The organism is Paraglaciecola mesophila KMM 241 (assembly GCF_000315015.1).
Lineage (GTDB): Bacteria > Pseudomonadota > Gammaproteobacteria > Enterobacterales > Alteromonadaceae > Paraglaciecola > Paraglaciecola mesophila.
The window spans coordinates 179121-191794 of the sequence record NZ_BAEP01000047.1 but is presented as its reverse complement, the minus strand read 5'-3'; the positions used below and the strand labels follow the sequence as shown (position 1 = coordinate 191794).

The 12674-nt window shown below is 44.5% G+C and carries 16 protein-coding genes; 7 read left to right on the top strand and 9 right to left on the bottom strand.

All coding sequences use genetic code 11. The annotated features are described in order from the left end of the window. Nucleotides 1-46: 46 nt before the first annotated feature. From lptB to GMES_RS11045, 6 genes are read right to left on the bottom strand one after another with little or no spacing between them, the layout of a single operon-like run. Complete coding sequence (gene lptB / locus GMES_RS11070) at nt 47-772, bottom strand: LPS export ABC transporter ATP-binding protein (protein WP_006992773.1); 726 nt, start codon at nt 770-772, stop codon at nt 47-49. Continuing rightward, nucleotides 772-1293 carry a lipopolysaccharide transport periplasmic protein LptA gene (lptA, locus tag GMES_RS11065; protein ID WP_006992772.1) on the bottom strand — a complete coding sequence of 174 codons (522 nt, stop codon included), beginning with the start codon at nt 1291-1293 and terminating at the stop codon, nt 772-774. The genes lptB and lptA overlap by 1 nt, the downstream gene beginning before the upstream one ends. A gap of 40 nt (nt 1294-1333) precedes the next feature. Further along, nucleotides 1334-1897, bottom strand: a complete 564-nt coding sequence (gene lptC / locus GMES_RS11060) for an LPS export ABC transporter periplasmic protein LptC (protein ID WP_006992771.1) — start codon at nt 1895-1897, stop codon at nt 1334-1336. After that, nucleotides 1894-2448 (bottom strand): 3-deoxy-manno-octulosonate-8-phosphatase KdsC, encoded by a 555-nt coding sequence (kdsC, locus tag GMES_RS11055; protein ID WP_006992770.1) that lies wholly within the window; start codon nt 2446-2448, stop codon nt 1894-1896. Before kdsC ends, lptC begins: the two co-directional genes overlap by 4 nt. Then, nucleotides 2448-3419: a KpsF/GutQ family sugar-phosphate isomerase gene (locus GMES_RS11050; protein WP_006992769.1), complete on the bottom strand. Its 972-nt coding sequence runs from the start codon at nt 3417-3419 to the stop codon at nt 2448-2450. Before GMES_RS11050 ends, kdsC begins: the two co-directional genes overlap by 1 nt. Before the next feature lie 6 nt (nt 3420-3425). Next, nucleotides 3426-4388, bottom strand: coding sequence for a calcium/sodium antiporter (locus tag GMES_RS11045; protein WP_033186546.1), 963 nt, complete (start codon nt 4386-4388; stop codon nt 3426-3428). Nucleotides 4389-4708: 320 nt separating this feature from the next. On the opposite strand from GMES_RS11045, the gene GMES_RS11040 reads away from it, so the two are divergent. From GMES_RS11040 to murA, 7 genes are all read left to right on the top strand, one after another. Continuing rightward, the gene (locus GMES_RS11040; protein ID WP_006992766.1) at nt 4709-5506 is read left to right on the top strand and encodes an ATP-binding cassette domain-containing protein; all 798 of its coding nucleotides are present in this window, start codon (nt 4709-4711) and stop codon (nt 5504-5506) included. Further along, the gene (gene mlaE, locus GMES_RS11035) at nt 5507-6286 is read left to right on the top strand and encodes a lipid asymmetry maintenance ABC transporter permease subunit MlaE (RefSeq protein WP_006992765.1); all 780 of its coding nucleotides are present in this window, start codon (nt 5507-5509) and stop codon (nt 6284-6286) included. It begins immediately after the preceding gene. 13 nt (nt 6287-6299) lie between these two features. Further along, nucleotides 6300-6764 (top strand): outer membrane lipid asymmetry maintenance protein MlaD, encoded by a 465-nt coding sequence (gene mlaD / locus GMES_RS11030; RefSeq protein WP_006992764.1) that lies wholly within the window; start codon nt 6300-6302, stop codon nt 6762-6764. Nucleotides 6765-6795: 31 nt separating this feature from the next. Beyond that, entirely contained in the window at nt 6796-7437 is a 642-nt protein-coding gene (locus tag GMES_RS11025) for an MlaC/ttg2D family ABC transporter substrate-binding protein (RefSeq protein WP_006992763.1), read from the top strand. Beyond that, nucleotides 7438-7770 (top strand): STAS domain-containing protein, encoded by a 333-nt coding sequence (locus tag GMES_RS11020; RefSeq protein ID WP_039987226.1) that lies wholly within the window; start codon nt 7438-7440, stop codon nt 7768-7770. Nucleotides 7771-7797: 27 nt separating this feature from the next. Continuing rightward, nucleotides 7798-8055, top strand: coding sequence for a BolA family protein (locus tag GMES_RS11015; RefSeq protein WP_006992761.1), 258 nt, complete (start codon nt 7798-7800; stop codon nt 8053-8055). A 69-nt stretch (nt 8056-8124) separates the two neighbouring features. After that, the gene (gene murA / locus GMES_RS11010; protein ID WP_006992760.1) at nt 8125-9384 is read left to right on the top strand and encodes a UDP-N-acetylglucosamine 1-carboxyvinyltransferase; all 1260 of its coding nucleotides are present in this window, start codon (nt 8125-8127) and stop codon (nt 9382-9384) included. A gap of 91 nt (nt 9385-9475) precedes the next feature. On the opposite strand, the gene GMES_RS11005 is transcribed toward murA, so the two are convergent. From GMES_RS11005 to GMES_RS10995, 3 genes are all read right to left on the bottom strand, one after another. Then, nucleotides 9476-10537 (bottom strand): trypsin-like peptidase domain-containing protein, encoded by a 1062-nt coding sequence (locus GMES_RS11005; protein ID WP_006992759.1) that lies wholly within the window; start codon nt 10535-10537, stop codon nt 9476-9478. Nucleotides 10538-10639: 102 nt separating this feature from the next. After that, entirely contained in the window at nt 10640-12010 is a 1371-nt protein-coding gene (locus GMES_RS11000) for a DegQ family serine endoprotease (RefSeq protein WP_006992758.1), read from the bottom strand. Nucleotides 12011-12103: 93 nt separating this feature from the next. Beyond that, nucleotides 12104-12544 (bottom strand): ZapG family protein, encoded by a 441-nt coding sequence (locus GMES_RS10995; RefSeq protein ID WP_006992757.1) that lies wholly within the window; start codon nt 12542-12544, stop codon nt 12104-12106. Nucleotides 12545-12674 lie beyond the last annotated feature (130 nt).

The following is a 12674-nucleotide window of genomic DNA, read 5'->3' as shown; positions in this document are numbered from 1 at the left end:
GCGCCTGAGTATAATCTCGATAAAATGAGCGGCTTTTTCAGCTTAACTATAGCCTGAATTGTTCGCCTAGGTATACATCTCTTACACGTTGATCACTTAATACTTCTTCTGCCGTGCCAGAAGCGATGAGTTCACCATGACTGACAATATAAGCTTTCTCACACACATCGAGCGTCTCTCTTACATTGTGGTCGGTTATCAAAACACCAATACCACGGTCACGCAAATGTTGAATAATTTTTTTAATATCATTAACTGAAATAGGATCAACACCGGCAAACGGCTCATCGAGCAGAATAAATTCTGGATCAGCTGCAAGCGCTCGCGCTATTTCAACCCTGCGGCGCTCGCCACCAGACAAACTCATACCTGCACTGTTACGGATATGATTGATATTGAACTCATCTAATAATGAATCCGCTTGCTGTTCTCTTTGCTCTGCACTGAGCTCTTTGCGTGTCTGCAAGATGGCCATCAAATTTTGATGGACTGTTAGTTTCCGAAAAATAGAGGCTTCTTGAGGTAAGTAGCCAATCCCTAGACGAGCGCGCATGTGCATGGGCTGTAGGGTAAGATCTTGCTGATCTATACTTATTTCTCCCTTATCTAAGGGGACCAAACCAACAATCATATAAAACGTGGTGGTTTTTCCTGCTCCATTTGGCCCAAGTAAACCGACAATTTGGCCTGTGGATACTTCGAGGCTGACATCACGCACAACTTGACGCGATTTATAAGATTTAGCCAAATGCGAGGCTTTTAACGTCGCCATTATGGAGTTTCATCCTGTTTTGGTTTCACATTTGTATCAGTGGACTTTTTCGCGTCTGTTTGCTTTTTACTACTCGCTGATTTCTTGGCTGGTTGGAAAATAGTCGTGACTCGACCGCTGTTTTTACTTTCGCCCTCTCCTTGCGCGACAATTTGCTCAAGTTCCATGTTAAACACAATCGACTCACCTTTTACACTGCTATTGTTCTGCTTCAGCTGTGCATCGCCTTCTAAGGTTAGTGTGCGTAAATCTCTGCGATATTCTATGCGATTAGCTGATGCCTCAATACTGCCGCCTTGCTCTTGTTGCTGAGAATATTTAGCCGGGCTACCCGTCGCGATGAAAACTTCGTTGCCTTCGCCCTTACTCGCGTCGACTTCTACTTCATCGGCATACACATTCAAACTACCTTGATTGATGTGCACGTCTTCTCGAAAGATAGACTTTTTAGTTTTACCGTCCCCAAACTGGAACTTTGAGTCCACTTTTATCGCTTGCGTGAAATCTTCTTTGCCAGCCATGCTTAATGGGGAAAATGATAATGTTGCTAAGGCAACTAAGCTAAGGCTGAGGTTGATAAATGGTTTGCACATGATCAAGTAGCTCATATTGTTGGGTCGTTAAATTGGCTTTAAAGCCGTTACTGTTGATGACATAGTGCTGACCAAATATTTTTACTGGTTGGTCAGACTCCATGGTTTTATCGATCAAGTTTATCTCGATGAAGTCCGTGCGAATGCTACGAGCAAATCCTTGCTCATCTTGATTACGTATCTCGACATTATTCTCTAATTGGATCCGATTGTCTTCATACAAAGTGCCGTCTTTGGCTGATACCTGCCAAGGCGCAGTCTGTGACTCAACAAATATAGTGTATTGAGGCTCTTTGAATAAGGTAAAACCGAGCAAATCAAAGTGCTCCATTTTGGTAGCAAAGACCTGATGACTCAAACCGCCGTCTTTATCAAATAGAGTGCTTAACATTTCACTAGCTTGGTAGTTTGGTTGCCAAGCAGATTCGGTTTCAGTTTGCGGTATTAAGTCCTCGTCAGCTAGCCAGTCAGGTAAGTTGATGGCGATGACTAATAAAAACAATAACCCAATGCTGAGGGTGACTCGATTCATACGCTACTACCACTGACTTTATTTAATTTACCTTTGGCATGCAAAATCAGGTCGCAAATTTCGCGCACAGCACCAAAGCCACCATTGATTTGAGTAACATACAAAGCTTGTTTCTGAACAAACGGATGTGCATCGTGTGTCGCAACGGCGACGTGACTTAAGGTAAACATTCCTACATCAGGCATATCATCACCAATAGAAGCGGTAGCTTCTTTACCTATATTCAACTGGCGCTGCAACGCCAAAAGCGCATCGTTTTTCTGTTCACAACCTTGAATAATATGCTCGACCCCTAACGCAGACATACGTTTGTGCACTATTTTTGATTCGCGTCCGGTAATAACCGCGACATGCACACCTATGTTTAATAAGGCTTTGACCCCAAAACCGTCACGGGTATGAAACGCTTTCAATTCTTCGCCGTCATTGCCCATGTATATGCGACCGTCGGAGAAAACCCCGTCTACATCACAAACCAGTAATTTAATGCGGGAAAGCTTGTCCATTAACGAGGATGACTTAGCACCATATAACGTATTAATGTCGCCCATTATATCACTCCAGCTGATAACAAGGTTTGCATGTTGATAGCACCAACCGGTTGGTGATTGTCATCAACAATAAAAAGTGAACTGATTTTGCGTTTCTGCATAACGTTTAATACCTCAGCAGCTAAGGTTTCTTGAGATGCCGTGACGCAATTTGCGGTCATAACACTTTCAATACTGACTGTGTGGATATCGACTCTGGCATCCAGTACCCGGCGTAAATCACCGTCAGTAAAAATACCCAGCAAACTCCCGTCATCGCCTACGATACCCGCCATACCTAGCCCTTTGCGTGATATTTCAAGTAGCGCTTGGCTAATGGTTTGTGTAGTGCCAACCAAAGGCATCAGCTCACCTTGGCACATGATGTCATCAAGCTTAAGTAAAAGCTTGCGCCCAAGCGCACCTCCAGGATGGGAAAGTGCAAAATCATCCGGCGTGAAGCCTCGAGCATCTAACAGTGCCACCGCCAGCGCATCTCCCATGACTAGAGTTGCCGTGGTGCTCGCCGTTGGCGCTAGGCCTAATGAACAGGCCTCTTTTTCAACCTTAATACACAAATTGACGTCGGCATGCTTACCCAAAGAACTACTAGGGTTATTCGACATAGCAATAATGGCAATGCCACGACGTTTCACCACCGGCAATAACGCCAACAGCTCAGATGTTTCACCTGAATTAGAAATCGCCAGCAGAACATCTTGCTCTGTAAGCATGCCTAGGTCACCGTGATTTGCCTCCCCTGGGTGCATGAAAAATGCAGGCGTTCCAGTACTCGCTAACGTCGCGGATATCTTATGCCCTATATGACCAGATTTACCCATACCGCAAACAACCACTTTGCCTTTGCAGTTTTTCATGAGCTCGCATGCTGCAATAAAACTGTCGTCAATATATTGGGATAACTGCTTAATTGCCTGTCCTTCGATTTCAAGCACTCGCAGGGCTGACTGAATATACTCTTGCTGACTCATGCGGCACTAACCTTGGTTGAAAACAAAGTATTGATAAGCGACAAAGCAGCCTAGAAAAGCGACAGCTTCATAACGATTAATCCGGCGAGAGCCTCTTATATTGAAACAAAACAGGACCAACAAAATGCTCAAGCCCAGCATGGTGTAAATATCTCGACTTGCTGCATCTGGGTCCACAGCCCCAGGCGATATCAAACCAGGCATGGCCATGACTGCCAATATGTTGAATATATTCGAGCCAATGATGTTACCTAAGGCGAGATCATCTTCCCCTTTTAGCACACCAGCAATGCTGGCAGCCAATTCCGGCAGGCTGGTACCAATGGCAATAATGGTCAAACCAATCACCAAGTCACTTAGGCCAAAGTGGCGAGCTATTTCGACCGCTGATTCAACCATGAAATGCGCACTGAGCGGCAATAAAACCAAACCCACTAACAACCAAATCACCGCGCTTTTTGTCGGCACACCATCTGGCACTTCGTCGTGAGTCTCTTGCTCTAAAGGGTCGCCCTTTTCCATGTGGTATGACATCCACGCCAAACCGCCTATGGTAAAAAAGAATAAGATAAACAGCACTATGCCTTCATTCAGCGACAAATATAAATCAGCCAAGAAGTAAGTGGCGAGCAGAGACACGCCGAGCATCACCGGCATTTCACGTTTTAACGTCGTCGAGGCTACCGTCAAGGGTTTCAGTAAAGCGGTTAAGCCCAGCACTAAGGCGATGTTAGTGATATTAGAGCCTATCGCATTGCCTATGGCCGTATCTGTGTTGCCGTTAAGCGATGCAGTGGCAGAAACCATGATTTCTGGCGCTGAAGACCCCATAGCGACTATGGTTAAGCCGATAATCATGGGCGAAATACCCATATTTCTCGCTAACGCAGATGAGCCGAATACGAATCTATCTGCGCCCCAACTTAATACAACTAACCACAACAAAAATAATAACGCTTCAACTATCACGAAAACTCACTTGTTTTTATACCAATATCTAATTGTCGCAAAAAGCACTGCCTTTGCCTATTCATTGTGTGACAAATAAACCAGCGCTACCTAATTAAAAATGAACGAAAAAACCATTCATCAGGTCATCTTAGTAATACGTTAGTTGACACCATTATGTTTAATAGTTTGAGCGGCCTAGATAACGTTCTAAAAATACGAATATAACTTGTTACTTTTAGGTTTTGAGGTTTGCCCTTGAAAAAACATATAATGTCACCAATTACCACAACCCTATATTATTAGTATTTGGTTCATCTGATAGGAAGACAACAGGCTTAATGGAAAATTTGCTAGAAATAGACAACCTGACCTTCTCGCGAAGCGGTCGTATTATCTATGATGATATATCCTTGCGCATCGTAAAAGGGAAAACCACCGCCATTATGGGTCCAAGTGGTATTGGTAAAACCACTATGTTGCGCCTTATGGGCGGGCAACTAAAACCCGACAGCGGTGATATTCGCTTTAAGGGCGAGTCTATTCAAAGCATGAAACGAAATCGCTTGTTCACCGTTAGGCGTCAAATGAGCATGTTGTTTCAAAGCGGTGCGTTGTTCACCGATATGACAGTATTCGATAACATTGCATTTCCGCTACGTGAACATACTAAGTTGTCTGAGTCAGTGATTAAGACTTTGGTGCTATTGAAGCTGCAAGCGGTGGGTCTGCGCGGCGCGGCAGACTTAATGCCAGCGGAGTTGTCTGGTGGTATGGCGCGCCGAGCGGCATTGGCCCGCGCGATTGCCCTTGACCCAGAACTTATTATGTATGATGAGCCATTCGCTGGGCAGGATCCTATTTCGATGGGTGTGCTAGTCAAATTAATAAAAGCGTTAAACGACTCATTGCAACTTACTAGTGTGGTTGTGACCCATGATGTCACTGAAGTACTCACGATAGCGGATTACATCTATATATTGGCAGAGAAAAAAGTGATCGGTAGCGGTACTCCCGAACAAATAAAGCAGAGCGACTCGCCACTTGTACAACAGTTTTTGAAAGGACACGCAGACGGCCCGGTGCCTTTTCATTATCCTGCTGACGATCTTGAACAAACGTTTCTAGGAGCCAAATAGATGCAGTGGTTGGCAAGTATCGGACGCAATACAATCGACACAGTCGGTTCGTTTGGGCGTGCTTTTTTGATGTTGATGGGAGCTATTATTGCCAAACCTCAATTTGTCAAAAACACGCCATTAACAATAAAACAAATTTACGTGGTTGGTGTTCAGTCACTGTTAATCATTGTGGTATCAGGATTGTTCATTGGCATGGTTATGGCGCTGCAAGGCTATACCATATTGGTAGACTATGGCGCCGAAGGTAGCTTAGGTCCCATGGTCGCACTATCATTGCTGCGCGAATTAGGTCCTGTTGTAACAGCATTGTTATTTGCTGGACGTGCTGGCTCTGCTTTAACAGCAGAAATCGGCTTGATGAAAGCCACCGAACAACTCAGTAGTTTAGAAATGATGGCCGTAGACCCACTTCGTCGCGTAGTTGCGCCGCGTTTATGGGCTGGCATTATTTCAATGCCGATGTTGGCTCTTATTTTCAGCGCAGTAGGTATACTCGGTGGTCATTTAGTCGGTGTTGACTGGTTAGGCGTCGATGTAGGTAGTTATTGGTCTATCATGCAATCGAGTGTCGACTGGAGCGAAGATGTCGTAAACGGCATCATCAAAACCATCGTATTTGCCTTTGTGATTACTTGGATAGCTATATTTAAGGGTTACGATGCGGTTCCTACCTCGGAAGGGATAAGCAAAGCCACCACAGAAACCGTGGTATTTTCATCTTTAGCAGTGCTGGGACTCGACTTTATCCTGACTGCATTAATGTTTGGTATAGAGTAGGAGTAGAAAAGTAATGTCGTCACGCAAAGCAGAAATCATGGTTGGACTGTTTGTGGTATTGACCTTAGCTGCAGGATTATTGCTTGCGCTTAAGGTGGTTAACCAAGGCATGTCAAGCGGTACAGACACATATACCCTGTATGCCAAATTTGACAATATTGGCGGCCTCAAGGCTCGCTCAGCGGTTAAAGTCGGTGGTGTTACTGTCGGTAGAGTAGACAGTATCAGTCTCGACCCAGACGGCTACACGCCAGTTGTTGAATTAAAAATTTATCAGGAATATAACAAGTTTCCAGAAACAAGCTCGGTTTCAATCCTAACCTCGGGTTTGTTGGGTGAGCAATACGTGGGCTTTCAGCCAGGATTTAGTATTGATGGAATAGCAGACCTCGCTGAAGGCGACTACATTTCAGATACCAAGTCAGCCCTTGTCTTAGAAGACTTAATTGGCCAGTTCCTATTCAGTAAAAATGACTAATTAATTGATAACTTTGGACTTAAAATACCTCATGAAACACCTAACACGAATATTTAGTGCGGCACTTATTTTAGTTTTTAGCAGTGTTGCCACTGCAGAAGAGACTAACCCTTACAAATTATTAGAAGACGTTGCATCAGAAACCTTTGCCAGAATCAAAGATCAGCATGCTGATATACAGAAAAACCCAGAAATTCTAAGGGACATCATTGAGCAGGATCTTCTGCCGTATATTGACTACAACTTTGCCGCGCTTAAGGTTTTAGGTAAGCATTTTAGAACTGTCCCTAAAGACAAAATCCCTGAATTTATTCAAGTATTTCGCCAATACCTAATTACTACTTATGCACTGGCGTTAACCTATTACAATGGCCAAGAAGTAGTCTTTCAACCGCTGCGCGATGAACCTGAAGACAAGACAGCAACAGTGCGAGCAGTGGTTAAAGAAGACGGACGCCCAGACATCAAGATTTCATTCAAGTTACGTAAAAATACTAAGACCAATGAGTGGAAGGCCTACGACATGGTTGCAGAGGGAATTAGCCTGTTATCCAGCAAGCAAAGTGAGTACGAATCAATATTGCGTCAAGACGGTATTCAAAAAGTGATTGATATCATGAAAGAGAAAATCAACCAACCTATTACACTCGAGCATTCAGAAGAGAAAAGCTAAGTGAATAATGTAACTTCATCACAGTTGACGGTTGTGAACGACTCATCTTCCCCTGAGAGTTTCTTACTCTCAGGGAATTTGAATCGAGATACCATCCCTAGCTTTTGGCCAGATAGCCTTCAACAACTTGCGAATGCGAAACGCACGAGCAAACCATTGGTGTTGAATTTAGAAAAAATAACCCAAGTTGATACTGCTGGTCTGGCGTGGTTAATTAATCTAATCCGAGACGCCAAGAAGCAGGATATCGAGTTTAGTTTACTCAATCTCCCAGATACATTATTAAATTTGGCCAAAATAAGCGACGTAGATGGCTTTTTACCGTTACAATAACCGCTTAATTTAAATTTTAGGAAAGCTATGCAAAATTCAGAAATAGAACAATTACTTATTGAAAAACTTGGCTTAGCAGAAGTCCATGTGACGGGTGATGGTTCGCACTTTCAGATTATTGCGGTCAGCGATCAATTTGACGACATGAGTCGTGTTAAGAAGCAGCAATTTGTATATGCCCCATTAAGTGAGATTATCGCTCAGGGTACTATGCATGCTATCTCCATTAAGACCTTCTCAGAAAAACAGTGGAAGAGAGAACGCCTGCTTAACATGCCTCAATAAATTGCTAGGCAGCACTCACGTTTTTAAGCACTAAATTCATCCTCGCCTACTATTCAAAAGAGCACTCCCATGGACAAACTACTCATTAAAGCGTCTAAACCTTTACAAGGCTCAGTGCGTATTTCCGGCGCTAAAAACGCGGCACTTCCTATTTTAATGTCGAGTATTTTAGCCGACACCACTTGCTACTTTGATAATGTCCCTGAGCTAAGAGACATCAATACTAGCTTAGCCTTACTGGCTGAGTTGGGCGCTGACGCTAAACGTGTTTCTGGTCACTCTGTAGAAATCGACCCGAGCAGTATTAACAACTGCAACGCATCTTATGACTTAGTAAAAACCATGCGCGCATCCATTTTAGTATTAGGCCCTTTGCTCGCCAAATACGGTGAAGCAAATGTGTCATTACCTGGCGGCTGTGCGATAGGTGCTCGCCCAGTCAACTTGCACTTGCAAGGTTTAGAGAAAATGGGCGCAAAAATCGATGTTGAGGCCGGATATATTCGCGCTAAAGTTGATGGTCGTCTTAAAGGTGCCAACATATTCATGGATATGGTCAGTGTTGGCGCGACCGAGAACCTTATGATGGCCGCCTGCTTAGCCGACGGTGAGACGGTGCTGGAAAACGCTGCCAGAGAGCCTGAAATTGTTGACCTCGCTAACTGTTTGAATGCAATGGGTGCAAAGGTAAAACACGCAGGCAGTGACAAAATCCGCATCCAAGGCGTTGAGCGCCTGCAGGGTTGTCGCTACGCAGTATTACCTGATCGCATTGAAACCGGCACATTTCTGATTGCAGCAGCCGTAACCGGCGGGAAAATCCGCTGTGAAAACGCGGCCCCGGAAACACTTGATGCCGTGCTTGATAAACTCGTTATGGCGGGCGCAGTGATTACCACAGGTTATGATTGGATAGAGCTTGATATGCAGGGCCATCCGCTTACAAGCGTCAATATAAAGACCGCTCCACACCCTGGTTTTCCCACTGACATGCAGGCGCAATTTGTCGCACTGAACTGCGTGGCACAAGGAACCGGCGTGGTGACTGAGAACATCTTTGAGAACCGATTTATGCATGTGCCTGAACTACAGCGTATGGGTGCTAAAATTGATTTAGAGACCAATAGCGCAGTTTGTCATGGGGTATCTAGCCTTAAAGGTGCGCAGGTCATGGCAACTGATTTACGTGCATCAGCCAGTTTAGTAATTGCAGGTCTTGTAGCTGAAGGTGAAACCATAGTCGATCGCATTTATCATTTGGATCGCGGCTACGAACATATTGAAACCAAATTAAATGGACTTGGCGCAAACATCCAGCGCATTAAGTAGAAAAGTCATACAGGCTTGGTTTTCACAGTTATTTCTTCGAAAACCAAGCTTTGTAACGCTTCTCGGCCCAACCTTCTATTGAGCACGCACTCTATTGGGCCCCCAGTTCAGCAACGACTACCGTTAACGTAACTAATTGCCCACCACGACTCACCTCAACTTGCAGTTCAGTACCTGGTTTCGTTTCAGCAATAAAGTCCAGCGTTTGTGTCACGCTGTCCGTTGGCTGACCATTGATAGCGAGCATGACATCATCTGTGCGAATACCGCCTTTGTCTGCTGAACTACCGGGAGAGACACTAGTGATAAGGATACCAGAGCGGCCATACACCTCTGCTGCACCAACACCGAGCTGACCTCTAGTGACACGGCCATTTGCTACTATTTCATCCATGACTTTTTTCGCTAAGCCATAAGGAATAGCGAAAGATACGCCGTCCACTTCCTTTACTCGGCGCTGGCTATCTAGCGTTTTAAAGTTAGCATTGTTAATGCCGATCAAATAGCCGTTGCTATCAATTAACGCGCCACCTGAATTACCTTCATTGAGCACTGCATCCATCTGAATAAAATCAAAGTAAGCGGCTAAACCATTACGCCCTACTCGGCTAACGACTCCCTGAGTGATGGTTTGCCCCAAGTTATAAGGATTTCCAATCGCCAGCACTAAATCACCTACTCGGGTAGCGGGATCGTCTAATTGAGGAATAACATGCAGATTATCTTCGGCAACTTTTAGCACGGCTAAATCAGTATATGGGTCATATCCGATGATTTGCGCTTCTGCGCGACGACCATCTTGCAAACCCACCAAGATACTATTGGCATTAGCGATAACGTGCAGACACGTCAATATCAACCCGTCTTCGCTCATGATAACGCCTGAGCCTAAGCTTGTGCGCTCAACAGACTGACTGCGATTGTAAATACTGCCACTTTCAATGGATTGACTGTAAATATTGACTACGGCGGGGCCAGAAACATTAACAGCATGGTTAAAACTAAGCTTGTCTGACGTCTGGCGTGTGGGGTTGAACATCGACAAGTTCAAACTACTACCGTGACGCAGATCAGGCACCAAAAGGAGTATCACCCCAGAGATGATGGCACCGACAAAAGCCGATTTAAGCAAAAAAGTGAATGAATCTTTCAAGGGACCTGCTAATAAAAGCTTACTTATCAGAGGGTAAGAATAACACTGTAAGGAAAAAGTTAATAGCAGCCCAGTGTTTGGGCTGCTATTAATTTGGTAAAACTAGCGAATTACCAAGTAAAGCGTTGATACACCGCGCTTAACATTAAGCGCAATTACGCCCTTAGCTTCATCTAGCGCGTTACGTAAATCGACTACATTATCAATTTTGTGGCGGTTTACGCCGATAATCACATCGCCGTCCTGTAGACCAATCAGCGATGATGGCGAACGAGCGACAAGTTCTGAAATAACTACGCCATCGACACCTTGCTTAGTTTTACCATTGGTAAGTGTCGCGCCTTCTAAGGCTGGGTGTATCTCTTTAGCGGCCACTGTGCTCTGTGTTGCATCACCTAAAGTCACTTGAACGTCTTTCTCTTTACCTTTACGTAGCAACGTAAGGTTGACCTTAGTACCCGCGCCTTTACTACCTATTTTAGCGCGTAGCTCTAAGAAGCTTGTCACAGGACGACCTTCAATCTCAATAATGATGTCACCCGCTTGGATACCCCCTTTATCAGCAGCTGAGCCTTCGTTTACTTCACTAACGAACGCACCGCGGCTCACATCTAGATTCATGGCTTCCGCTAAACCCGAGTCAACATCTTGACCCAAAATACCCAGCAAGCCACGACGGACTTCGCCAAATTCGATGATTTGATCGACTAGGCTTTTCATCATGTTGGCGGGAATAGCAAAACCGATGCCTACGTTACCCCCATTAGGCCCAAAAATAGCAGTGTTAATACCAACAAGCTCACCATTAAGACTGACCAAGGCACCACCAGAATTACCTCTGTTGATCGCGGCATCAGTTTGGATAAAGTTCTCATAGCCGCCGATATTTAATCCTGACCGGCCTAGCGCGCTTACAATACCTGAAGTAACAGTTTGGCTTAAACCAAAGGGATTACCAATGGCCACAACAAAGTCACCAACACGTACTTTGTCTGAATCTGCTAGCGGCACGGCGGTAAGGTTGAGATTATCTGTTTCGATTTTCAGTAACGCAATGTCACTTTGCTCATCAGCGCCAAGCTTCTTCGCTTTAACTTCGCGGCCGTCGTTTAACTTAACCGTAATTTCATCTGCATTTTCAACAACATGATTATTGGTTACGACATACCCTTTGTCGGCGTCAATAATAACCCCCGACCCCAAGCCTTTGAACGGGCGTTCTTGTACCTGTTCGCCGTTACCACCAAAGAAGCGACGAAACATTTCTGGCACTTGCTGACGCGAAACCTGCGTACCTTCCACCGAAATCGTCACGATCCCTGGGGTGGTCTTTTCCAGCATCGGAGCCAAGCTTGTGACAGGCTCATTATCACTAGAAAAGAATGGTAAGGCAGCGCTTGCTGAACCGGCAATCATTAAGCTTGCCGCAAAAACACAACTGGTAATGGCAGTGCGGTTAATAACTTTACTCATTTAACGATAACTCCATGGATGACTTATTAGCACAAATAAACACAACAAAGACTGCATGGCACTTTGAAAAGTTCCCTATCTTGTCTTGCTCAGTTATTTTGATTGCTTTTCAGGGCGCACATTTTCGCTGCCACTGAACAAACCAGAGCTCTGGTTTGAAAAATCTAACGGCTGCACATCAGCACTGTCTTTTTCGCGAGTCACTTTTTGTTCTTTATTCTGTAAAAAAGGCGATGCATGCTCTCCAAAGAAACTCACATTGCTGCTCTGTGCGTCAGCGTTTAACAGCGATAAAGAACTCTCATAGTTGTCTAAATTTTGGGTCAGTGTTTGGCATTGCTTCTCAAGTTGCTCTGCAATTTTTCGACTTTCAGCCACATGATTCAGAGACTGCTGAACCATCACATCTTTCAATGTTTGCTCTTTCTGTCCGTCTTTCGAAGTCTTTTCTTTATCAAAATAGACATATTTTGCAACAAAGAAACCAATCACCGCGCCGACCAGCACCAAAACTACACCTATTAACCAATCCATACTTACTCCAATTATAAGGTTGTAAAAGCGACTTACACCTGAAAAGCACAATATCACTTAAATCTACAGTCGCCAGCAGCTATATTTAACAAACTTTGCAGCGCTTACAGCGAAAAAAATACCATGTTTT